Raw genomic sequence first — 24,668 nt, forward strand, 5'->3', positions numbered from 1 at the left:
GGCTTTTTTTACGTAAAACCCGCAAATTGGTCACCATTTCTGCCTAATGGCTTTGGAGGTGTTTTAGCAGGTGTCTCTGCTGTATTTTATGCTTATATAGGTTTCGATGCAATTTCTACTACTGCCGAAGAATGTAAAAATCCTCAACGCGATTTACCAAGGGGCATGATTTATTCTTTAATTATTTGCACTGTATTATACATCTTAATTGCATTGGTATTAACCGGAATGGTACACTATTCCGAATTAAAAGTAAATGACCCACTAGCATTTGTATTTAGCAAAATTAATTTGCAATGGGTAAGCTACATTATATCAATAAGTGCAGTGGTAGCAACAACAAGCGTAATGTTGGTGTTTCAATTAGGGCAACCTCGCATTTGGATGAGTATGAGTCGTGATGGATTATTGCCAAAGAAATTTGCACAAATACATCCAAAATTTCATACACCTGCATTTGCAACAATTATTACCGGTTTTTTGGTAGCCATTCCTGCTTTAATAATGCCTAGTAGTTTAATGACCGATTTAACCAGTATAGGAACTTTATTTGCATTTGTATTAGTATGTTTTGGCGTGCTGGTTTTACCTAAAATGCAAAATACAAAACAAGGTCGTTTTAAATTACCTTACATTAATGGTAAGTTTATTATACCCATTCTTGCTATTATTTTTATAATTGGATTTCACCAACGGCTATCACTTGCTTTTGAGCAAATGAATAAAGAAAGCTATCAGGAAATTTTATTTATTGTTTTTGTAGGTATTTTAATTGTTGTATCTATTTTAAGTTATTTAAAAAGCTATTCCGTAATACCCGTTCTTGGTGCATTGTTTTGTTTGTATTTAATGATAGAAATACCTGCTGTAAGTTGGATGTGGTTTTTTATATGGATGGGATTAGGTTTGTGCTTATATTTCTTTTACGGAAGAAAGCACAGTAAGCTTTGTTCACCCAATGTTAATTGCTGATGCAATAAAATCAATCTTTTCTTGTTTTTACATAATACAAACGCTGAATTAAAGCATCATTAAATAATTGCATTTGCTTTAAACTTATTGGCATTAATTTCCATTTTGTTGTAGGGTATATTTTAATACTTGCGCCTGCATCATCCCATAAACTTATAGGTAAATTAAATTTTGGAATACAGTTTATCCATCTAAAACGAATCTTATGTTCTGCAGAATCTATTGCATATTCAAATACGGGTACTTGTGTGGTTCTTAAGTATTGATTAAACACATATTGAAAATTAAATCCGGCATGTTGATTAATGTAATTTTCAATATTAGCTGTTGTTACAGTTTTATGATAGAACTCCTTATTCAATCCGTGCAGAATTTTTCTAAATAACACATCATTATGCATTGAATGGCGAATACTATGCAGCAGAGCTCCACCTTTATAATACATATCGCTACTGCCTTCTTTATTTACACCGTAAGGGCCTATAATGGGTTTATCATTTAATATATTTTTTCGGCTACCCACATTATAATCTGTTCCGGCTTCTTTACCATAAAAATATTCTGTAAATAAAGTTTCACTATAATTGGTAAAGCCTTCATGAACCCACATATCTGCAACATCTTTAGTAGTAATGTTATTGCCAAACCATTCATGTCCGCTTTCATGTACAATGATAAAATCCCAACGCAAACCCCATCCCGTTCCACTTAAGTCTCTACCTAAATATCCATTTTTAAAATGATTGCCATAAGCTACTGCACTTTGATGTTCCATACCTAAATGTGGCGCTTGTATTAACTGATAACCATCTTCATAAAAAGGATAGGGGCCGAACCAATATTCAAAAGCCCGTAACATTGGTTTCACTTGCTGAAATTGTTGCCATGCAATTGTGGTATCATAATCTAAAACCCAAAACTGTAAGTTTAATAGTCCCTTTGCTCCTAACAAGGTATCTTTTTTATTGATATATTTTCCAATGTATGGGATAATATCATAATTGTTAATTGGATTTACAACTTGCCAGGTATATATTTTCTTTTGATTATCTGTATTCACTACTTGTTTTAATCTACCATTACCCACTGCCATAAGGGTATCGGGTGTAATAATCGACAAGGTGGCTCCGTTGTCCGGTTCATCACCCTGATAATCTTTACAAGGATACCAAACACTGGCACCCAAACCTTGACAAGCTACAGTCATCCAAGGTCTGTTTAAAGAATCTTTTTTCCATATCCATCCGCCATCCCATGGTGGTCTTACTGCTTCTCGTGGTTTCCCATGATAAAAAATGGTTACCGAATCATGGCTTCCAATTTTAGCTGCCGGCAATTTTTCTAAATAAATTACATTATCTTCTCGTTTAAATACACAATTTTTATTGTGAAAGAAAATACTATCTACAATTAAAGGTTGCTGCAAATCAATTTGCATAGTAGTTACTGGTTTAACAACGGCATATTGTATAGTTGTTTTACCTTTTATGGTTTTAGATTCAAAATCAGGATTTACTGTAATGCTATAATGTAGTACATTCCACCAGTTACGTTGTGCATTATCACTTCCCCTTAAAGTATCGGAATGTGTAAAAACTGTTTTATTTTGTAGAAGTTGTGCTGAAACAAAAAAAGGAAAGGCAAAAAGGAAAATAACACATAAAAATTTATTGTACATGACTATAAATTAATAATTTGAAATGAAAATATGAAGCTAACGAAAATGTTTCAAAAGTTATTTTGCCAAAATGGCTTACAGATTATTTTAATAACTTTTATAAGTGGTTTTTTGAGTTGTCATTCAAAACAAGAAATACATAAACAACTATTTGCATACAATGAAAGTACGGGTATTGCCACATTAGATCCTGCTTTTGCCAAAAATCAATCTGTAATTTGGGCTGTCCATCAATTATATAATACTTTGGTTGAATTGGATAATAACTTGCAAATTAAACCATCCGTAGCCAAAAGTTGGAGTGTTAGTAATGACGGATTAATCTATACTTTTCATTTGAGGAATGATATTTATTTCCAAGACAATCCCGCATTCGTAAATGGAAAAGGAAGATTATGTACGGCTAATGACGTTGTATTTAGTTTAAACAGAATTATTGATAAAAATACCGCTAGTAGTGGAGCGTGGATTTTTAATGGCCATGTGGTAAATGATAATCCTTTTACAGCTTTAAACGACACTACTTTTCAATTAAAATTACAACATCCCTTCCATCCTATTTTAGAAATATTAACTATGCAATATTGCAGCATTGTTCCGAAAGAAGTAGTAATAAAGGAAGGAAAAAATTTTGGAAGAAAGCCCTGTGGTACCGGCCCTTTTCAATTATTTTTTTGGGAGGAAGGAGTGGCCTTGGTTTTACATAAAAACAAACATTACTGGGAAAAAGATAATAACGGTACTTCATTGCCGTATTTAGATGCCATTAAAATTAGCTTTTACCAAAATAAAGCAACAGAGTTTTTACGATTTAGGCAGGGTGAACTTTCATTCATCAACGACATAGATCCTGTTTTTAAAGATGAGGTATTAACCAAATATGGATCATTACAAAAAGCTTGGGTAGGCAAAATGCAGTTACAAAAGCATCCCTATTTAAATACAGAATATTTAGGTATTTTAATGGACACGTCTTTGGCAATTGTTAAACAGTCGCCGCTTCAATATAAAAAAATTCGACAGGCTATTAATTATGCCATTAATAAAGAACAAATGATGCTGTACTTGCGAAATTCAATAGGATATGCGGCCAATGCAGGTTTTTGTTCAATGGGTTTACCCTCAAATAATACAGCTTATGTAAAAGGTTATAGCTACAATCCTAATAAAGCGAGGCAATTACTTTTAGAATCTGGCATAACCTCTCAAAATATGATACCCATTCATTTGTTAACCATTCCCACTTATGCCAACTTAGCCAGTTTTGTTGCTAAACAATGCGAAGATGTTGGCATTCCGGTACAAGTGGAAGTGGTTCAAAAAAGTGTTTTGCTAGAACAAACTGCGCAATCAAAGGCATTATTTTTTAGAGGTAGCTGGATGGCCGATTATCCTGATGCAGAAAATTACATGGCAGTTTTTTTTAGTAAGAATCCTGCACCACCAAATTATACACGATACAAGAATATAACCTTCGATAATTTATATACCAAAGCAATAGCAACAGACAATGATTCCATCAGGTATGCACTGTACCGCCAAATGGATCAATTAGTAATGAATGATGCACCCGTTGTGCCTTTATTTTATGACATGGTTATACATCTTGTACAAAACAACGTACAAGGATTTGTGCCTAATGCCTTGAATTTATTGGAGTTGAGGTACACTAAATTAACACAGATGAATAGGCAATAAAATTTAAAGAGAAGCTTATTTATCTATGCCCGGTTTCAATTTGTTTTTGAACACTTTTTCAAACTTTTCTAATTTAGGCCTAATTACAAAACGGCAATAAGCAGCGTCTCCATTATTGTTGTAGTAATTTTGATGATAGTTTTCAGCCGGATAAAAGTTTTTGAATGGTTCAATGGCAGTAACGATTGGTTTGTTAAATGCACCACTCTTATCTAATTCAAGTTTATATGCTTCTGCTTTTTGGTGTTGCTCTTCATTGGTGTAAAAAATTACACTTCTGTATTGAGGCCCCACATCAGCACCTTGCTGGTTTAGCGTAGTGGGATCATGTGTTTTCCAAAATACTTCCAGCAGTTCATCAAATGAAACCACTTTAGGATCGTAGATGATTTGTGCTAATTCAACATGTCCGGTATTTTTATCGCATACTTGTTCGTATGTTGGGTTAGCCACATGGCCGCCACCATAGCCACTATTTACTTCATAAACACCATTTAATCGTTGAAAAAAAGCTTCTGTGCACCAAAAACAACCTTCACCAAAATAGGCTGTATCTGTTTTTATCCCTGCTGGAATTGTTTTATTGTCCATATTATGTGTTATTTCTTTTGTTTCCTTATTTTTTGCCGGTTGAGCACAGGATAAACAAAAAGTGCTTACAAAGCACAAACCTGTGAAATAAAATTTTAAAAGCATAGCAATAAAGTTATGTATTAAAACAAGCAACCACAGTTATTTGTTTAATATTTAACGATTCAACAATATTGTATAAAATTACCCATCCAATCTATGGAGTATACAAACTAACTTTGTACTAATTGCACTTTACATTATGCGTTTATATCCTAACCTAGCTCCGGTTTTATTAGAATTTAATACTGTACAACAATTATTAGGACAATATTGTAAAACAATTATTGCCGCTGAAAAAGCAGCCTCATTACGGTTGCATACAAAAATTAATTTTATTGAACTAGAATTGCAGCAAGCATATGAATTTAAATTATTACTTCAACAAGGGCAATATTTTCCAATTGATTGTACAACCCATCTACAAAAAGAAATTCAGCTATTAAGTATTAATGGTGCCACACTATTAGGAGAAGATTTTTTAGAAATAAGATCATTGGCATATAATATACAGGCTATTTTTCGTTGGTTCGATACTGAAAGACGATTAGCCTACCCGGCATTAACCAAAGTAATTGAAAATAGTTATTTTGAAAAAAACATCATAACTTATATTGAAGAAGTTATTGATGATACCGGTAATGTAAAAGACAATGCCAGTGCTGATTTACAAAACATTCGAATTCGTTTATGGAAAAAAAGAAATGAATTAAAACGCGTTTTTGAAAAAGTATTACAAAGATTAAGTAAAGCCGGTTATACCGCCGATATTGAAGAAAGTTTTAGTAGTGGCAGAAGGTTAGTGGCTGTTTTTTCGGAACATAAGCGGCAAGTAAAGGGTATTTTTCATGGAGAAAGTGACAGTAGAAAAACAGCATTTATTGAACCAGAAGAAACCATTGACTTGAACAATGAAGTTTATGCTTTAGAAAACGAGGAACGTGCGGAAGTAAAACGCATATTAAAACAATTAACTGCCAATTTAAGTGGTTATGCACCATTACTTCTTAACTATCTTAATATTATTGGTTTGTTTGATTTTATAAAGGCCAAAGCCTTATTGGCTATTGATATGCACGCCGAAAAACCCGACATTATTGATAAATCAATGTTGCATTTGCAACGAGCTTATCATCCTATTTTATTTTTAAATAATCAAAAAAACAATAAACCTACTATTCCGGTAAACATTGAATTGAATGATGAAAAGCGAATTTTAATTATTAGTGGCCCTAATGCCGGTGGCAAAACAGTATCCATGAAAACTGTTGGGCTAATTCAGTTAATGGTACAAAGTGGTTTATTAGTTCCTGTTCATCCGCACTCGCAAATAGGTATTTTTAAGCAACTATTTATTTTAATGGGTGATACCCAAAGTATTGAATTTGAGTTAAGCACCTATTCTTCGCATTTATTGCATTTAAAGCATTTCATTGAAATGGCGAATGGTAGAACCTTATTTTTTATTGATGAATTGGGTAGCGGTAGTGACCCCAACTTGGGCGGTGCATTTGCTGAAGTTATAATGGAAGAATTGTGTCGCAAACATTCCATTGGTATTGTAACAACCCATTATTTGAATTTAAAAATTATGGGTAATAAAACACCGGGTATAGTGAATGGTGCTATGGCATTTGATGAGAAAAAGTTAGAACCCCTGTATCAATTAATGATTGGTAAGCCGGGCAGTTCTTACACTTTTGCCATTGCCGAAAGAATAGGGCTTCCTATAGCATTAATTAATCGTGCCAGAAAGTTAGTAGATGAACAGCATTTTAAATTAGATAAATTATTGAACAATACGGAACAACATTTGCAGCAGTTGCATTCTGAAAAAATTGAATTAAAAAAATTAATGAAAGAAAATGCAGATTTAAAAAGAGAACTGGAAGCAACACTAAAAAAGGAAAAACACAAACAACAAATTGAATTATTAAAACATCAAAATAAATTGTCAGAAGAAAAATTAGCTTATTTGAAAAATATGGAGCGTAAGCTAAAACAAATTATTCTTGATTATAAAAAAACGGAAGATAAAAACGAGGTAATGAAAAATTTGAAAAACCTACTTTTTCAAAAAAATGAAATTGTTCAACCCAAACAAGTTAAAAAAATCAACCATCAATATAAAGAATTAAACAGCTCCATTAAAGAAGGTATGTTAGTGAAATTGAAGAAAAATTACCAAGTAGGTACAGTAAAGGAAATAAGAGGTAAAAGAGCTATTGTTCAGGTTGGTTTACTTCCTATGAATATTGAAATAAGCGATTTGGTAGCAGTAGAGAAACAGGAAGAAACTGAAAAAAATCAACCCAAATAATTTTTTCAATTACGCTAAATTTTTCAGCATCCAAATGGTGCAACCTGAATGCCCTGAATTGCCTTTTGGCCCTGTTAAATAGGTAAAACCAAATTTTTCATAAACTGAAACAGCTTTACTTAATTCGGGCATGGTTTCAATATAAACCTGGCTAAATCCTTCTTCTTTTGCCGTTTGCAAACATTTATCAATTAAAAACTTACCTAATCCTTTACCACGAGCACTTTTTTTCAAGTACATTTTTACCAGCTCACACATACCTTCAGGTAAACCTTCTGTAGGATAAATACCGGCACCACCTAAAATTTCACCATTATATTCAGCTACAAAATATTGAGCCTTTTCGTGGTTTTGAAATAAGTTATACAAATCATCCGTAGTTGCATCAAAATAAACGGTGCCGGGCTTATTCGCATTAAATTCCTCTAATGCTGTTCGTATTATTATAGCTAAAGCAGCATTATCTTTTGGTTCAATAGGCCTAATATTACACAACTCCATGTTCTATTTTCGCATTTTTTTGTAATGGTTGATTAATGCATTGGTTGATGAATCATGTGATGTTACAGTTTTATCATCACTTAATTCAGTTAGAATTTTGCCTGCCAATTGTTTTCCTAATTCAACGCCCCACTGGTCAAAACTGAAAATATTCCAAATTAAACCTTGAACAAATATTTTATGTTCATAAAGCGCAATTAAGCTACCTAGAGAGTAGGGGGTTATTTCTTTTAATAAAAATGAATTGGTGGGTTTATTACCAGCAAAAACTTTAAATGGCACTAATTTTTTTACTTCCTCTTCATTAGACATTAATTTCATTAATTCCTCTTTCACTTCAGCTTCCGTTTTACCATTCATTAAAGCTTCTGTTTGTGCAAAAAAGTTTGAAAGTAATTTGGTATGATGGTCACCCAAGGGGTTGTGACTTTTAGCCGGAGCAATAAAATCACAAGGAATTAAAGGTGTACCCTGATGAATTAATTGATAAAATGCATGTTGACCATTAGTACCGGGTTCGCCCCAAATAACCGGGCCTGTTGAATAATTAACCGGATTGCCCATTCTGTCAACACTTTTTCCATTGCTTTCCATGTTGCCTTGTTGAAAATAGGCCGGAAATCGATGCATATATTGATCGTAAGGAAGAATGGCTTCGCTTTGTGCTCCAAAAAAATTAATATACCAAATACCTACAAGTGCCATGATGACCGGTATATTTTTCTCAAAACGTTCGGTTTTAAAATGTTCATCAACGGCAAAGGCACCTTTCAATAACTGTTCAAAGTTATCATAACCAATTGTAAGTGCAATAGATAAACCAATTGCACTCCATAAGGAATAACGTCCGCCTACCCAATCCCAAAACTCAAACATATTTGCTTTATCAATACCAAATTTTGTCACTTCCTTTTCATTGGTACTTAATGCAACAAAATGCTTAGCAATATGGGCCTCATCTTTAGCCTGTTTCAAAAACCAATCTCTTGCTGAGTGGGCATTGGTCATGGTTTCCTGAGTGGTGAAAGTTTTAGAAGCAATTAGAAAAAGAGTTTCTTCAGCATTTACTTCTTTTAATATTTCAACCAATTGAGTAGCATCAACGTTGCTAACAAAATGCGCATGCATACCTTTTATCCAATAAGGCTTTAATGCTTCCGTTACCATTACCGGTCCTAAATCACTACCACCTATACCTATGTTTACAATGTGTTTAATTTTTTTTCCGGTGTATCCCTTCCATTCACCTTCATGTATTTGACGGCAAAATGTTTTCATGTGGTTAAGCACTTTTCTAACCAATGGCATAACATCTTTACCATCAACTAAAATAGGAGTGTCGGAAAAATTACGCAATGCCGTGTGTAAAACCGATCTATGCTCGGTTTCATTAATTTTTATGCCTGCAAACATAGCATGAATACCCTCTTTCAAATGGCATTCATCGGCCAATTGCAATAATAGTTGCAAGGTTTTTTGATTAATAATATTTTTTGAATAATCAAATACAATTTCTTCAAACTGAATAGAAAATTTTTCAAATCGTTCTTTATCTGCCGCAAACAAATCGCGCATATGTCGACGATTCATTTCTTCATCGTGGTGTTTTTTTAGTAAAAACCAGGCTTGTGTATTGGTGGGATTTATTTTCGGTAGCATAATCGTTCAATTTTAATCAAAAATAATAGCTGTAGTTTTATAATTCCTCTAATGTTTCTAATGTATAGTCTACCATGGTAGTGTGTATATCTATATGCAATACCATTCTCACCTGCGTGGGTGAAATCGGCATCACTTTAATGTGTTTTTCTTCCAATTTAGCAGCTAAAGTTTTAGGTGTGAACCTGCCCTTCACTTCAAAAATGATGATGTTGGTTTCAACTGGCATCATTTCTCCTACAAAATCCTTCTTTTGTAAAGCGGCAGCAATGGTTTTGGCATGTTCATGGTCCAGTGCTAATCTTTTAACATGGTGATCAAGCGCATAAATACCGGCTGCTGCTAAATAACCTGCTTGTCGCATACCTCCGCCCAATACTTTTCTTATACGGCGTGACCGAGCAATAAAGCTTTCAGTTCCTAATAAAACACTGCCAACAGGTGTACCTAATCCTTTACTTAAGCAAATGGAAATAGAGTGAAAAATCTTTCCATAGGTTTCTGCTTGTTGCCCAGTTGCAACTAAAGCATTAAATAATCGGGCACCATCTAAGTGTAATTTTAACTGGTTTTGGTGGCATATTTCATGAATAGCTTGCAAATCATCTAACGAATAACAACTGCCCCCACCACGATTACTTGTATTTTCAAGACTTACCAATGTAGTTTGGGGTTTATGCACATCATTGGGGTTAATTGCGCCTGCCACTTGTTGTGCAGTAATTCTGCCATTATTTCCTTGCAGTAATCTAACTGAGGCCCCGCTATTAAATGCTATACCGCCACCCTCATATAAGTAAATATGCGATAATGCATCACAAATTACCTCATCACCGGGTTGAGTATGCACTTTTATGGCAATTTGGTTGGTCATGGTACCACTGGGGCAAAATAAACCGGCTTCCATCCCAAAAATAGCTGCCGCTTTTTGTTCTAATAGCTGAACAGAAGGATCTTCCCCCAAAACATCGTCACCAACTTTAGCTGTAAACATAGCTTCTAACATGGCTGGTGTTGGACGGGTAACTGTATCGGAACGATAATCGATAATTAAAGGCATAGGTTTGCGAAGATAAATGCGTTCTTATAATTTTTGACAGGTAGTAAGCAGATTTAATTTTTTTTAAAAAGGCACTTTTTTACAAAAACATTCGTTTAATCAGAGTATTTAATGTAGATTTGCACACTTTTGAAATTTATGGGAATAATTTTAACGCTATGCTTGCAACCAAATGGCATGTTTTAGCGTCTATATGTTGTTGTTGTAAATAAATTGTAACTATATACTATGAGGCAGCTCAAAATTGCAACCCAGATTACCAACAGAGATTCTCAAGCCGTAGAAAAGTATCTGCAGGAAATTTCTAAAATTCCGATGATCACTCCCGAAGAGGAAACAACACTGGCTCAGAAAATTAAAATGGGTAATCAGAGAGCGCTCGACAAATTGGTGCAGGCCAACTTACGTTTCGTGGTATCTGTAGCTAAGCAGTATCAGCACCAAGGCCTTTCACTTAGCGATTTGATTAACGAGGGTAACCTCGGCTTAATAAAAGCGGCACAACGCTTTGATGAAACCAAAGGTTTCAAATTTATTTCTTATGCTGTGTGGTGGATTCGCCAATCGATACTACAGGCATTGGCAGAGCAGGGAAGATTAGTCCGCCTGCCTCAAAACAAAATTGGCACTTATAACAAAGCCAACAAGGCTTACATGGCTTTTGAACAAGAGCATGAACGTGAACCTTCTACTGAAGAATTGAGCGAAATTTTGGAAATGAGTGAAACAGAAATTAACAACATTTTCCAAAGCAATACTCGCCACACTTCATTAGATGCTCCGGTACATGAGGCTGAGGATGTAGCAATGGGCGATTTATTAGAAGGCAGTGATGATACTGACGACGATGTAATGAAAGACTCATTACGCGAAGAAATCAAAAGAGTATTAAAATCACTTAGCCCTCGCGAAGCTGAAATTGTAAATGCTTACTTTGGCTTAGATGGAGAAAATGGTGTAACCATTGAACAAATTGGTCAAAAGTATGACTTAACCAAAGAGCGTATCCGTCAAATTAAAGAAAGAGCCATAAAACGTTTACAAAAAGCCAGATACAGCAATGCATTAAAAGCTTATTTGGGTTAATTAAAAAATTAAGTTCCCCCCTGTTGTTAAAACAGGGGGTTTTTGTTTCTACACTCTGTTACTTTCCACACAAAATTCAAATACAGCATTCCTTACCTTTGCCAAAAATTTATTAGCATGGATAATATAACAACAGAAAAAGTGCATATTTTAATTATAGGTTCCGGTCCGGCAGGTTACACTGCAGCTATTTATGCTGCTCGGGCTAATATGAAACCCGTTTTATATCAAGGTATTCAACCCGGTGGTCAATTAACCATTACAACTGAAGTAGAAAATTACCCCGGTTACCCAAATGGTGTTCAAGGTCCTGATATGATGATTGATTTTGAAAAACAAGCTGCAAGAATGGGAGCCGATATTCGGTATGGTATTGCAACAAAAGTTGATTTTAGCAAACAACCTTATAAAGTATGGATTGATGATGAAAAATTAATTGAAGCAGATGCAATTATCATTTCAACAGGCGCTTCCGCAAAATGGTTAGGCTTAGAAAGTGAACAACGTTTAAATGGTTATGGGGTAAGTGCTTGTGCAGTTTGTGATGGCTTTTTCTTTAAAGGAAAAGAAGTTGCAATTGTAGGCGCCGGTGATACTGCTGCCGAAGAAGCACTTTACCTTTCAAAATTATGTACTGTAGTGCACATGATTGTTCGTCGCGATCAAATGCGTGCCAGCAAAATAATGCAAGAAAGAGTTTTAAATGCTCCAAACATTAAGGTTTATTGGAATAGCGAAACAGAAGAAATTTTAGGTGATAAAAAAGTTGAAGGAGTTATCATTAAGAATAATAAAACTAATACTAAACAAACCATTCCCATTAGTGGATTTTTTGTTGCCATTGGTCACCAACCTAATAGTGAAATTTTTAAACCATGGATAGAAATGGATGAAGCAGGTTACATTATAACCACTCCAGGAACCACAAAAACCAATATTGAAGGTGTTTTCGCTGCCGGCGATGTTCAGGACAAAAACTACAGGCAGGCCGTTACAGCAGCAGGTTCAGGATGTATGGCTGCTTTAGATGCCGAACGTTATTTAAGCGCCAAAGGGCATTTTTAATTGCTACTATGTTATCAGTATACTTAAATAATGTAATTTTTTGGGCATACCATGGATTATATAAGGAGGAAAAAATAACAGGTAATGAATTCGAAGTAAATTTGCGCGTTGATTATACTCCTCCCATTCCACATACATTTCAAAGCATAAATGATACCATTAACTATGTTGCACTATTCAAATTAGTGCAACATAGAATGGAAAAACCTACGCCATTATTAGAATCAATTGCACTTGATATTGCCAATGAAATATTCACTCATTTCAAAATGGCACAAAAGGTTGTAATTTCAATAAAAAAGTTAAATCCCCCAATTGCTGATTTTAAAGGCTCCGTAAGTGTTAGTTTTGAACTAGATAGAAATTAGAATTTTCAAAACTAAATTTGACTAGTTATCATTCATTAAATGAATAGCCTATGGTCACTAAGAAATTAATGCTTTACAGCCTTTCAATGCTATTTTTAATTGAATTGAACATTCAAAAAACTTTTGCACAGGATAACAATGTATTGTTTAAACAAGCCAGCAATGCAGAAATTGCTTTGAATGAACAACAGGCACTTGATTTATATAAACAGATTTTAGTAACCGACCCTTATAATTTAAAAGCCTTAGTTAAAGCAACAGAATTAAGTTGTTCAACCGGTGAAAGGTTACCCATTGCTAATGACAAACGTATAACTTTTCAATCGGCACTGGCTTATGCACAGAGGGCAGTAGCGGCTCATCCCGAAGCAGCCGAAAGTTACTATGCTTTAGCATTGGCTTCGGCTAAAATGACAGAAGTTGAAAGTAATAAAAAGCAGCTGGTTCAATATGTAAAAGATATAAAAACCAATGCCGATAAAGCACTCAGTATTAACCCTAATTTGGGTATGGCTAATTTTGTAGAAGGGCGCTGGCATTATGAAATGAACGAATTAAACTGGGCTAAAAAGTTAGCACTAAAAACTATGTATCCGGGCGGTGTACCTGCAACCAGCTACGATTCTGCCATTGTATATTTGGAAAAATGCCGGAAAACAGAACCTTACTATGTTTTAAATTATCTTATTTTGGCAAAAAGCTATAAGGCCAATAATAATCCTTCAAAATCAATTGAAGTATTACAACAACTTGTAAAATTACCTATTCGAACCCCCGATGATGCCGCATTAAAAGCAGAGGGACAGAAATTATTAGATTCTTTAATGTAATTATTCTTGTTTAAAAAGCTTTTTTCCGCCATTTGCCACTTTTAATGTACCAAAAAGACGGAATAAATAACGTTATCCAATAAACCCATTCACTTCCCCAACCAATGGTTATTGGTAAATGCCATTTCTCTAATGTTAAATAACTATAAATACAATACATTACAATAGCGCCAAATTCAATAACTAAATTTACTTGCGTGCTTCCCGTACCTGTTACAGCATTTAACCAAATGGTTGAAACCGACATTAACAACAATGCAGTTGAAACAATCCTTAATACAGGAATTCCATGTTGAATAAAAGTGTTGCCTTGTCCGTAAAATGATAAAAACACAACCGGGAAAATATTTATCAATAAAAAAACACAACCTGCAAATAGCAGGGATAAAAGCATTATTTTTTTAATTAATGGTATTACTTTATCATGCATTTGTTGCCCAATAATATTACTAACCATAGTATTAGTAGCTGCAGCAAAGGCCCATGTAAAGCAACCAAAAAATCCAAAAATGTTGCGCATGATATTTGAAATGGCCAAATCCATTGACCCATGATGTTCAATCAAAATATAAAAAAACTCCCAACTTACAATGCTTAAGCAAAATTGTGCAATTAAGGGTGAAGAAATTCGAAATATGAGTAGGGTATTTTGTTTATCGTACTTCCAAGATTGAAATAAATGTAATTGCTTATCAATTCCCTTTTTTCTAATTACAAAATAAATCGCCATCAGTCCCGTAAATTCAGCAATTATTGATGAGTAAGCAGCTCCATTAAACCCCAGGTTGGGTAAACCTAATTTTCCAAAAATTAAAGTATAATCAAAAAAAACATTAGCAATTGATTCTGCAGCCGTTCCAATAATTAAATATTTGCTTTGGTTTGTACCAACCAAAACCGCATTGCGTAATTGATATAAAAATAAAAATACAATTCCAAAAATACGAATGCGTAAAAACTTTACTGCCATTTCAACATGCAATGCATTGTGTAAAGTATGTTTCAAAATAAAGGGAACTACTATCCAAGTTAAAAGTATACCCAGTGTAGCCAATGCAAAAGAAATACGAACCCCTTGCGCAAATAAATTACCAATGGCTTCAATTTTGTTTTCACCTGCTCGGCGTGCAATTATGGCTTGCATACCATTATTTAGCCCTAAACCTATAACGGCAAAAATTAAATAATAAACACCTGTTATTCCGGCAACAGCTAATTGCTCTTCACCTAAATGACCCAAAAAAACATTATTAATAATAAAATTCAATTGTGGAACCAGCGTTGCAGCAGCAATTGGCAACGCAATTTTTAAAATTTGTTGGTTTGAAACTGATACTCTATAGTCGGTGTTAGCTTGGGTTACGCTATTCATAGTTGCAACAAAACTACTACAATAAACACGGGCAATATTAAAAACTTCACTATTCTTTTTTTAAACAGTAATTGTATATTTGGAAAATGGTTGAAAAAGAAATTAGTCAATATAGCCTTGATAGGGAGGAACTTGCTGCAATAGAAAAGCAATTAACTATTGAAGTGGGTTTACACTATATTGCCATTATTGAATTTGTTCCTGCATCCGAATCAATCACTGCAGTTGAACTATTTACTTTTGAAAAATTAGAACATAACTGGTACCAAATATTTCAGGAAGTACGTCTGCAATCCATTTTGTTTGATGTAAACTACGCATCAAAACAAATTTTTATTAATGGATTTCAACAATCCATCATCCCCGAAAAATTTTATAAAGCTGAAGAAACCAACAATTTTCTACAAATTTTATACGGTTGGAAAAATAGTGATTTGAATTATGATAGTATCTATATTCAAAATCAGCAAGTATATATTGCAAGCCAATTACCGACAGATTTACAGCAAATGTTTCATGTTAGTTTTTCAGATATACCCGTTTATAATAGTTTACGCAAACAAATTGAAACTGCATTAAAATTAGGAAGCGAATTACAAAACTATTGGCATATACAATTTTATCCAGGATGCTTTTCCTTAGTTAGTGTTCAACAACAGCAATTGCATTTAGCTGAAAGTTATTGCTATACTTGTGTAGAAGATATTATTTTTCGATTAGTTAGCATTTTAAACACCTATAATATTCAAACTTTGCCTTTAAAAGTTCAAGTTAGTGGTATAATACATGAATCCGATGAAATGTACACCGCCATAAAAAAGTTAATACCCGATGTGCAGTGGCAACCTAGTTTTAGAAGTGAACAAGTTTTAATTGAAAAGAATTATTATCCGGAACATTATTTGCAACCCTTTTTTAATGTTGTTTTATGAGGATCATTTCCGGTAAATGGGGGGGGAGAAAAATTAAACCACCGGCCAAAATGCCTTTTACACGCCCCACTACCGACATTGCCAAAGAAGGTTTATTCAATATTTTACAAAACAGAATCAGCTTCCATAATATTCGAACATTAGATTTATTTGGAGGCACAGGTGCCATTAGTTATGAGTTAGCCAGTAGAGGTGCTGCTTATTTAACTATTGTTGAAAAAGACAATACAATGGCTTCCTTCATACAAAATAACTTAACACATTTAGGAGCATTACCCAATCAATTTCAAATATACCGGCAAGATGTTTTTAACTTTTTAAGTAGTTGTAAAGGTAAATTCGATTTTATTTTTGCAGGACCGCCTTATGCATTAGGAAATATTGATGATATTCCTACAATTATTGTTGAACAACAAATGATTGCTCCCGGTGGTTATTTTGTTTTAGAACACACGCCGAGAAACAATTATCAAAACTTTAAAAGCTATCAGTTTGAGAGAAACTATGGCACTACTGTGTTTTCTTTTTTTAGTTTAGATAATTAAAATTTGAAATAGCATCATAAAAAAGAAGTAAAGATTTCTATGAGTCAGCAAAGCATTTTTATTACAGGAATTGGAACAGGGGTAGGAAAATCATTAATTAGTGCCATTGTTACAGAAGCACTGCAAGCCGATTATTGGAAACCAATACAAGCAGGGCTTGATGAAGGTACTGATGCCGGTACAGTAAAGAGCTTAATTAGTAATGAAGTTACTCAAATACATCCGGAAGCCTATCGGCTAAAAATGCCGGCATCACCTCATATTGCTGCTGCAGCGGAAAATATTACTATTGATATCAATAAAATTCAGCAATCTATTCCTAAAAGTAATAACCCTTACTTAATAATTGAAGGTGCCGGTGGATTATTGGTGCCCATTAATGAAAAGCAATTCATTGCTGATATTATTACAACTTTAAAAACTCCGGTGATACTTGTTAGCAGAAATTATTTGGGAAGTATTAACCATTCATTATTAACAGCTAAAGTTTGTAAGGATTTAAATATTAAAGTGCTTGGCTGGATTTTCAATGACCACTACCTGCAATACGAACAAGAAATAGTGAATTGGTCATGCATTCCTTACATTGGCAATATTCCATTTACCGAAAATCCTAACCATTGGTTTGTACAAAAGCAAGCAGCTAAAATAAAAGCGCGATTATTAGAATTGCTATGACTAAAAATGAATTAAGAAAAATTTATTTAGAAAAGCGAAAGCAATTGTCTGAAAAAGATAAACTGATTGCTGATGATTTAATGTTATTACAACTACAAGATTTGAATTTTAATGACCTTCATTATGTATTAAGCTATTGGCCGCTTTTACAACACAATGAACCCAATACACAATTATTTACACGGTATTTAAAATATTTTTATCCCGAATTACAAATAGCCTATCCTGTAACAGATACACAAAATAACACTATGCAGGCCAGGCTTACAAATGATGATACTATATTTTCTATTAACCAATGGGGAATAGCTGAACCAACGGAAGGGGATTTACTTCCACCAAAGATGATTGATTTAGTTTTAGTACCCTTATTAATTTTTGACTTGAAAGGGTATAGAGTAGGGTATGGAAAAGGATTTTATGACAAATATTTAATTCAATGTAATAAAAACATTATCACAATCGGATTTTCCTACTTTGAGCCCGTAGTAAAAATAAGCGATACCCAACCTTTTGATGTACCTTTAACCTATTGTATTACCCCGAATAAGCGCTATGAATTTTAATGCTTTTTTTTTGAAATCATTTAGGGTTTTATTATTACCGTTTGCAATTGCATATGGCATTATTATATTCATTCGAAACAAATTATACGACAAGAGTTTTTTATTACATGAAACAACCTTTAATTTCCCTTTAATATGCATTGGTAATGTGGCGGTAGGAGGAACAGGCAAATCGCCCATGGTAGAATATTTATTAAATTTTTTACATCCTAATTACAAAGTAGCCACATTAAGCAGAGGGTATAAGCGAAAAACAAAGGGCTATGCGTTAGCCAATGAAAACACTACTGCCTTAGAAATTGGCGATGAGCCCATGCAGTTTCATCTTAAATTCCCTAATGTGCCCGTTGCTGTAGGTGAGGAACGATTAGTGGCAATTCCACAATTATTACACGATGTACCCGATTTACAAGTTATCATTTTGGATGATGCTTTTCAACACCGTGCAGTTAAAGCCGGATTAAATATTGTTTTAACCGATTATAACAATTTATACATTTATGATTTCTTTTTACCTACCGGTGATTTGCGTGATGAGCGCAGATCGGTAAGACGAGCAGACATAATTATTGTTACTAAATGCCCTCCTGATTTAACTTTCGATAAAAAACAAAAAATATTGCGAAATTTACATCCATTGAATAGCCAATTAGTATATTTTACTACAATTGAATATGACACCCCTTATCATATTATAACACATGAGCCTAAACCTATTACTGAAAATGATGAAGTACTTTTAGTATGCGGCATTGCCAACCCTAAACCATTAAAAGATTATTTGCACCAACAAGCAGCTACGTACTATCAAAAAAACTATAACGATCACCATATTTTTACCATTGATGATTTAAAAGAAATTATTGAACGCTTTAAAGCAATTGATGTACCTCAAAAAATGATTCTTACTACGGAGAAAGATGCAGTTCGACTAACCAAATTTAAGCAGGAATTGGTAGATTTACCATTATATGTTTTACCTATAAAGCATCGGTTTTTATTTGATGAAGCACCATTGTTTGAATCAGCAGTTGAGCAATACATTGTAAATTTTAATAAAACACATGAGCAAGCAAAAAAATAAAAAACATAGCACTTCTAAAAACATGCAAAAATCTTTTGTAGTTACCGGTGTTTTAGAAATTACACGAAGTGGATTAGGTTATGTAGTTGTAAATAATGGCAATGGTGATGTATTGGTTCGACAAGGCAACTTCAACACTGCATTACATGGTGATACAGTTTCTGTTAAAATTATCAAAGAAAGTGCTACAACTAAAAAAAAGGAAGGAAGAATTGTTGATGTAATAGCTCGTCGTCAAACCGAATTCGTTGGGCACTTACAGCTATCTACCAATTTTGCTTTCTTCATACCCGATACAGAAAGGCCAATGCCTGACATTTTTATCCCGCTTGATAAATTAAATGGTGCAAAAAACAAAGAAAAAGTAATTGCTCGCCTTATTAAATGGGACAAAGGCGACAAAAAACCGGAAGGAGAAATAATTGGAATTCTTTCTTCTGAAGACGAAAATGATGCCGCCATGAAGGAAATACTAGCACAAGCAGGCTTCCCTTTATCGTTTGAAAAAAATGTATTAGCTGAAACAGCACAACTTCCTACCGAGTTAAATCAAAAAGAAATTGAAAAACGTCGTGACTACAGAGATGTTTTAACGTTTACAATAGATCCGGTTGATGCTAAAGATTTTGATGATGCCATCTCAATAAAAAAAATTAAAAATAATTTGTATGAGTTAGGAATACATATAGCTGATGTAAGTTATTATGTTGAACCCAATACTGCATTAGATGATGAAGCCTATAGTAGAGCTACATCTGTTTATTTGCCTGATAGGGTGAACCCTATGTTACCTGAAAAAATTTCGAATGAATTATGCTCTTTGCGCCCTCATGAAGATAAATTCACTTTCTCTGCCATATTTGAAATAACGACTTCAGGAGAAATTAAAAAACAATGGATTGGTCGAACAGTCATTCATTCTGATCATCGTTTTACTTATGAAGATGTACAAGCAATTATTGAATCAGAAGAAGGTATTTATACAGAACAAATTTTGTTATTAAACAACATTACACAAAAGTGGCGTAAACAGCGTTTCCAAAAAGGTGCTATTAATTTTTCATCGCAAGAAGTAAGATTTGTTTTAAACGATAAAGGAAAACCAATTGGTATTACCATTAAAGAAAGTAAAGAAGCACATCAGTTAATTGAAGAATGTATGTTATTAGCTAATAAATCAATTGCCGAATTTGTAGCTAATCATAAAACAAAAGATGGTAAAGAAATTCCTTTTCCATACAGGGTTCATGATAAACCGAATGAAGATAAACTAACTCCTTTTATTGCTTTTGCAAGAAAATATGGACATCAGTTTAATATTGATACACCGGAGAAAATTGCTGCTAGTTTTAATGAAATGTTGCAAGCAGTTCAAGGATTACCCGAACAACATGTATTGGAGCAACTGGGTATCAGAACTATGTCGAAAGCCATTTACACTGAGAAAAACATTGGCCATTACGGACTTGGATTTGTGTATTATTGTCATTTCACTTCTCCCATTCGCCGCTACCCGGATATATTAGTGCATAGGATAGTAGCATCAATTTTGAAAGATAAACCAATTGTTGACAAAAAAATGGAAGAAAAATGTAAACACTGCAGTGAACGGGAAAGAGCTGCAATGGAATGTGAAAGAGCCGGCAATAAATATAAACAAGTAGAATTTATGAAGGATAGATTAGGAGAAATTTTTGAAGGAGTAGTTAGCGGTGTAGCTTCCTTTGGTTTTTGGGTTGAAACAGTAGAGCATAAATGCGAAGGCCTTATCAGTATTGTTGATTTAAACGATTATGACGAATTCAAACTCATCGAATCGGAATATGCTTTAGTGGGTAGACGCAGCGGCCGACAATTTAGAATGGGAGATAAAGTAATGATTAAAGTGGTTGCTGCCAATTTGGAAAAAAGACAATTAGACTATGAATGGGTACCCACCGCCAACTCAGACAAGAAAAAAAGCAACACCAAAAATGCACCAAACAGAAAAAAGAAAAGAAAATAATTTTTTCATCTACATTTAAACCAACCAACCATGTTACTCAAAAAAACTTTACTATTACTAATGGTTCTCACAGGCTCTATAGGAGCATTTTCCCAAAACAATCCGGAGGCCACTGAACAATGGTCGCCCGTACCGCCTATTGTAACTCCGGGAATTTCTGCTTTTATCAACCCTCCTTCGGATGCTATTATTTTGTTTGATGGTAAGAATTTAAATGCTTGGGAAAATGCCAATAACCCCGGACAACCTGCAATGTGGGATGTTAAAAATGATATTCTAACAGTGAACAAAAAAGCAGGTAATATTCAAACTAAAGAAAAGTTTACAGACTACCAATTGCATATTGAATGGCGCATACCCGCCGATATTGAAGGAGAAGGCCAGGCAAGAGGAAATAGTGGCTTATTTTTAGCATCTACAGGCCCCGGCGATGCAGGATATGAATTACAAATTTTGGATAATTATAAAAACACCACTTATGTGAATGGACAAGCTGGTAGTATTTACAAACAATTTCCTCCATTAGTGAATGCTTGCCGCAAACCCGGAGAATGGCAATCGTATGATGTTATTTGGACAGCTCCTCGCTTTAATGATGATGGCACTTTACAATCACCGGCAAGGGTTACTGCATTTCAAAACGGAGTACTCATTCAAAATAATACCATATTAAAAGGACAAACACTATATATTGGTCAACCTTTTTATAAAGCACATGGCCCTGAACCCATTAAATTACAAGCGCATGGAGATAAAAGCAAACCAATAAGCTTTAGAAATATTTGGATAAGAAAACTCAGTTAAATATAACTTCAAATTTGCTTAAATAATGCCCATTTTTTTCATTAAAAATGTGGCATTTTTGTTTTGTGCAACTCCTTCACGTAAGATATAGTCAAAATGAATGTCGGTATCTGAAATTGTACTTTCAAAACAAAAATTAGAGATACTTCCTGGATAATCTTTTTCTAAAGTGCTTAATTTTAAATCGTGTGTTGCAAATAAAACAATACAGGGCAATTGCATCATTTGCGCAAGAAATTGCCTAGAACCTTCAAACTTATCGGCAGAATTAGTGCCTCTTAAAATTTCATCCATTAAAACTAATGCCGGATAATGATTACACAGTGAGGTTTTAATCTCATATAATCGTTGCAACTCTGCCATGAAATATGAATGATTTTCCTGCAATGAATCTGTAATTCTAATACAAGAAAAAATATACATTGGGCTTAATAAAAATTCATCCGCACAAACGGGTGCACCCATTTGTGCCAACAAAACATTTACACCTACAGTTCGTAAAAAAGTACTCTTTCCACTCATATTTGACCCCGTAATAATTCTAACTCCCTTGTTATTAAAAGCGAATGAGTTAGGAACACGAATATCTTCGGGAAGTAAAGGATGTGACATATTCTTTGCGCTCATGAAAAGCTCGCCTTCATTCAATTGTGCATACACAAATGCACTATGGTTATGGGCATATATGGCCATTGTATTTAAATAATCAATATCAGCAATTGAGTCTATCCATTTAGAGAAATTTAATGAATATTTATTATGCCATTTATTTAATGATAATGCACTGTGAACGTCAATCATCAACAAACTATTTAAAAGGGTAGAAGCTAACAAATTGTGCTGCTGATGTATTAGGTTAGTAATAAATGCCAGTTCTTGAAAACTTTTATTAGCCTGTTTACAATTATTTTTTAGTTCTTGTAAAATATCGCTGTTACCGGGTTGCACGTGTTGAAATGTTTCTACTAACCGATGGTATTGCGCTATAATTTCTTCGTTTTTACTAAGAAAATGAAAAGCTTGAATATTCAGATTTTTTACTCGTATTACATGAATCCAGTTTAATACAATACCAATAGAAAGTAAAAAATATTGACCGCTATTTAATGCAATGTACAATGCTGCTAATGTATAGGCAGGCAATACCCAACGGACAACATTGTAATATTTAACATGCTTCATTTTTTTTAAGTCCACTATCCATTGCTTCAAAAGTAAATCTGATTGGTGATGTTCTTTTTTATGTAACAAGGCGGTGGCTATCCAGTTTTCAATAAAAGTATATTGCGTGCTATAAGTTTTTAGTGCTTCCTGATAAGCTTTAATAGTTTTCTTATCTAAGATTATATTACTGAAGTGTTGTGCTAATTGCAATTTGCCTGCAAAGGTTACAGTTCTATTTAAAGCATGAAACAAAGAGTTTCTTCCAAAAATATCTAAATCAGCAGCATATGATGACATTTGCAAAAACTCACTTCCATCGTCAAATCCATTTTCTTTTCCATTAATAACATTCCATTCGTTTTGGGCTAATCGCAACTTATTTTCCAGCAACTGCTTGTTTTGCTTTTTTTGAATATGCCATGTCACTAATCCGAAAAAAAATATAGCAAAAAATATAAACAGGAAAATAAACAAATGATTATTGCTATTAAAATATTGATAGAGAGATAACACTGCAGCTATAAAAACAAGAGCCCGCAAAATTGCGAGCCAATTAATGATTTTTTTTAGCTTTTGTATGCCAATATTATGTGCCTTTATTTGTGTTTCATAAAATGCAGTAAGTTCTGCTTTAGTAGAATGATTCATAAAATTTAAACCGATTGTGTAGATGTATTAAAACATACACCTTCTTTTTCAAGTAAGGGTAAAACTAAATCATAAATATGTGGATGTGTTGGAATATGCAAACCGGTTAATAACAATTCACCTTTAAGCAAAAGAGTAGCTGCAATACCTAAAGGCAAACCAACCGTTTTGGCCATGGCAGTATGCATGGCATTTTGGCCAATAACTTTTAATTCAGCTTTATGCAACTTTTTTTTACCATTTAATAAATACTCAATTTCATGTATCATCAATACCATGTCCTTGTCATTGGGTTGCATAGCCCATTTATTTTCTAAAATAAACTGTAGTGCAACGGCTGCACTGCACACACCTTTATTAATCAATGTTTTTGTATCAAACCATCCTATATCAGTCAACATTCTCTGCATTTCAGGTAAATGAGTTAAGTGTAGATAAAGTTGTTGTTGATTGGTTTTAGAAAAATGCGTTTCATAAAATGCTGCAAACGATAAACCATCTGTATCATATTGTAAAGCTTCACTGGTTAAGTTAGCTTGTACCAACCATTGCCATCCATTACAATAATCTGTATATCGAATGGTTGTACGTTTAAATGTTTCTACATTACTTAACCCATACTGCTGCATATATTGCAGTGAGTCGCGATTGGGGTAGTAACACAAACCCGGTAACGTTGCTGAATTTAAAGATGCGCAATTAGAAAATATGTTTTTATAATCAATTTCAACTATTTTATTATTTTCTTTATAAACAGCACCTGCACTACCGGCCATAACAACATTTCTGGGATTCCAACTTATTTTATAATGCCAGGCATTATTATCGCTTTCAGGGGCCACTAAGCCTCCGCAATGAGAATAAAATGCTGTAATTGTTCCACCAACTTCAGTTATTTCAGCAATCATTTTCATGGCACTCATATGGTCAATGCCAGGGTCTAACCCCATTTCACACAAAAACAATAAACCCTGTTGTTGTATTTCTGAGGCAATTTGTTTCA

General features: G+C 33.9%; 22 protein-coding genes. 14 read left to right on the forward strand and 8 right to left on the reverse strand.

The genetic code is table 11. The annotated features are described in order from the left end of the window. Positions 1-972, forward strand: a 972-nt coding sequence (locus tag ACP5P5_RS12715) for an APC family permease (RefSeq protein ID WP_428286492.1), incomplete at its 5' end; no start/stop codon positions are given. A 10-nt stretch (positions 973-982) separates the two neighbouring features. Here ACP5P5_RS12715 and ACP5P5_RS12720 read toward each other — a convergent pair. Then, positions 983-2,650 carry a M1 family metallopeptidase gene (locus ACP5P5_RS12720; RefSeq protein ID WP_428286493.1) on the reverse strand — a complete coding sequence of 556 codons (1,668 nt, stop codon included), beginning with the start codon at positions 2,648-2,650 and terminating at the stop codon, positions 983-985. Positions 2,651-2,680: 30 nt separating this feature from the next. Here ACP5P5_RS12720 and ACP5P5_RS12725 point away from each other — a divergent pair, with 30 nt between their 5' ends. Continuing rightward, positions 2,681-4,348 (forward strand): ABC transporter substrate-binding protein, encoded by a 1,668-nt coding sequence (locus ACP5P5_RS12725; RefSeq protein ID WP_428286494.1) that lies wholly within the window; start codon positions 2,681-2,683, stop codon positions 4,346-4,348. A gap of 15 nt (positions 4,349-4,363) precedes the next feature. Here the strand turns inward: ACP5P5_RS12725 and msrA are convergent, their stop codons facing one another. Further along, positions 4,364-4,939, reverse strand: a complete 576-nt coding sequence (gene msrA, locus ACP5P5_RS12730) for a peptide-methionine (S)-S-oxide reductase MsrA (RefSeq protein WP_428286495.1) — start codon at positions 4,937-4,939, stop codon at positions 4,364-4,366. Between the two features lie 241 nt (positions 4,940-5,180). On the opposite strand from msrA, the gene ACP5P5_RS12735 reads away from it, so the two are divergent. Then, positions 5,181-7,298, forward strand: coding sequence for an endonuclease MutS2 (locus tag ACP5P5_RS12735; protein ID WP_428286496.1), 2,118 nt, complete (start codon positions 5,181-5,183; stop codon positions 7,296-7,298). Positions 7,299-7,307: 9 nt separating this feature from the next. Here the strand turns inward: ACP5P5_RS12735 and ACP5P5_RS12740 are convergent, their stop codons facing one another. The 3 genes from ACP5P5_RS12740 to ACP5P5_RS12750 are packed head-to-tail and all read right to left on the reverse strand — an operon-like array spanning position 7,308 to position 10,518. Continuing rightward, on the reverse strand, positions 7,308-7,799 hold the full coding sequence (locus ACP5P5_RS12740; RefSeq protein ID WP_428286497.1) for a GNAT family N-acetyltransferase: 492 nt from the start codon (positions 7,797-7,799) through the stop codon (positions 7,308-7,310). A 3-nt stretch (positions 7,800-7,802) separates the two neighbouring features. Next, positions 7,803-9,458: a glucose-6-phosphate isomerase gene (pgi, locus tag ACP5P5_RS12745; RefSeq protein WP_428286498.1), complete on the reverse strand. Its 1,656-nt coding sequence runs from the start codon at positions 9,456-9,458 to the stop codon at positions 7,803-7,805. 37 nt (positions 9,459-9,495) lie between these two features. Next, the gene (locus tag ACP5P5_RS12750; protein ID WP_428286499.1) at positions 9,496-10,518 is read right to left on the reverse strand and encodes a threonine aldolase family protein; all 1,023 of its coding nucleotides are present in this window, start codon (positions 10,516-10,518) and stop codon (positions 9,496-9,498) included. A gap of 228 nt (positions 10,519-10,746) precedes the next feature. Between ACP5P5_RS12750 and ACP5P5_RS12755 the strand changes: the two genes are divergently transcribed. The 4 genes from ACP5P5_RS12755 to ACP5P5_RS12770 all read left to right on the forward strand — a co-directional run bounded on the left by ACP5P5_RS12755 (position 10,747) and on the right by ACP5P5_RS12770 (position 13,867). Beyond that, positions 10,747-11,604: a sigma-70 family RNA polymerase sigma factor gene (locus ACP5P5_RS12755; RefSeq protein WP_111293323.1), complete on the forward strand. Its 858-nt coding sequence runs from the start codon at positions 10,747-10,749 to the stop codon at positions 11,602-11,604. Positions 11,605-11,721: 117 nt separating this feature from the next. After that, entirely contained in the window at positions 11,722-12,669 is a 948-nt protein-coding gene (gene trxB, locus ACP5P5_RS12760; RefSeq protein WP_428286500.1) for a thioredoxin-disulfide reductase, read from the forward strand. 8 nt (positions 12,670-12,677) lie between these two features. Beyond that, the gene (gene folB / locus ACP5P5_RS12765) at positions 12,678-13,037 is read left to right on the forward strand and encodes a dihydroneopterin aldolase (RefSeq protein ID WP_428286501.1); all 360 of its coding nucleotides are present in this window, start codon (positions 12,678-12,680) and stop codon (positions 13,035-13,037) included. A gap of 50 nt (positions 13,038-13,087) precedes the next feature. Continuing rightward, positions 13,088-13,867 (forward strand): tetratricopeptide repeat protein, encoded by a 780-nt coding sequence (locus tag ACP5P5_RS12770; protein ID WP_428286502.1) that lies wholly within the window; start codon positions 13,088-13,090, stop codon positions 13,865-13,867. Positions 13,868-13,877: 10 nt separating this feature from the next. On the opposite strand, the gene ACP5P5_RS12775 is transcribed toward ACP5P5_RS12770, so the two are convergent. Further along, positions 13,878-15,239 (reverse strand): MATE family efflux transporter, encoded by a 1,362-nt coding sequence (locus ACP5P5_RS12775; RefSeq protein WP_428286503.1) that lies wholly within the window; start codon positions 15,237-15,239, stop codon positions 13,878-13,880. A gap of 86 nt (positions 15,240-15,325) precedes the next feature. Here ACP5P5_RS12775 and ACP5P5_RS12780 point away from each other — a divergent pair, with 86 nt between their 5' ends. From ACP5P5_RS12780 to ACP5P5_RS12810, 7 genes are read left to right on the forward strand one after another with little or no spacing between them, the layout of a single operon-like run. Continuing rightward, positions 15,326-16,171 (forward strand): DUF3822 family protein, encoded by an 846-nt coding sequence (locus tag ACP5P5_RS12780; protein ID WP_428286504.1) that lies wholly within the window; start codon positions 15,326-15,328, stop codon positions 16,169-16,171. Continuing rightward, positions 16,168-16,716: an RsmD family RNA methyltransferase gene (locus ACP5P5_RS12785; protein WP_428286505.1), complete on the forward strand. Its 549-nt coding sequence runs from the start codon at positions 16,168-16,170 to the stop codon at positions 16,714-16,716. Before ACP5P5_RS12780 ends, ACP5P5_RS12785 begins: the two co-directional genes overlap by 4 nt. A gap of 39 nt (positions 16,717-16,755) precedes the next feature. Next, positions 16,756-17,394 carry a dethiobiotin synthase gene (bioD, locus tag ACP5P5_RS12790; RefSeq protein ID WP_428286506.1) on the forward strand — a complete coding sequence of 213 codons (639 nt, stop codon included), beginning with the start codon at positions 16,756-16,758 and terminating at the stop codon, positions 17,392-17,394. Continuing rightward, positions 17,391-17,960, forward strand: a complete 570-nt coding sequence (locus tag ACP5P5_RS12795) for a 5-formyltetrahydrofolate cyclo-ligase (protein ID WP_428286507.1) — start codon at positions 17,391-17,393, stop codon at positions 17,958-17,960. The genes bioD and ACP5P5_RS12795 overlap by 4 nt, the downstream gene beginning before the upstream one ends. A gap of 10 nt (positions 17,961-17,970) precedes the next feature. Then, positions 17,971-19,044, forward strand: coding sequence for a tetraacyldisaccharide 4'-kinase (gene lpxK, locus ACP5P5_RS12800; RefSeq protein ID WP_428286508.1), 1,074 nt, complete (start codon positions 17,971-17,973; stop codon positions 19,042-19,044). Positions 19,045-19,066: 22 nt separating this feature from the next. Then, complete coding sequence (gene rnr, locus ACP5P5_RS12805) at positions 19,067-21,049, forward strand: ribonuclease R (protein ID WP_428286509.1); 1,983 nt, start codon at positions 19,067-19,069, stop codon at positions 21,047-21,049. Between the two features lie 30 nt (positions 21,050-21,079). Further along, a complete protein-coding gene (locus tag ACP5P5_RS12810; protein ID WP_428286510.1) occupies positions 21,080-21,853 on the forward strand; it encodes a 3-keto-disaccharide hydrolase in 774 nt (257 codons plus the stop codon). Between the two features lie 18 nt (positions 21,854-21,871). On the opposite strand, the gene ACP5P5_RS12815 is transcribed toward ACP5P5_RS12810, so the two are convergent. After that, the gene (locus ACP5P5_RS12815; protein ID WP_428286511.1) at positions 21,872-23,665 is read right to left on the reverse strand and encodes a MutS-related protein; all 1,794 of its coding nucleotides are present in this window, start codon (positions 23,663-23,665) and stop codon (positions 21,872-21,874) included. Positions 23,666-23,670: 5 nt separating this feature from the next. Further along, on the reverse strand, positions 23,671-24,668 hold a 998-nt coding region (locus ACP5P5_RS12820; RefSeq protein ID WP_428286512.1), incomplete at its 5' end, for a saccharopine dehydrogenase C-terminal domain-containing protein.

The sequence above is a fragment of the Hydrotalea sp. genome (assembly GCF_049968455.1).
Lineage (GTDB): Bacteria > Bacteroidota > Bacteroidia > Chitinophagales > Chitinophagaceae > Hydrotalea.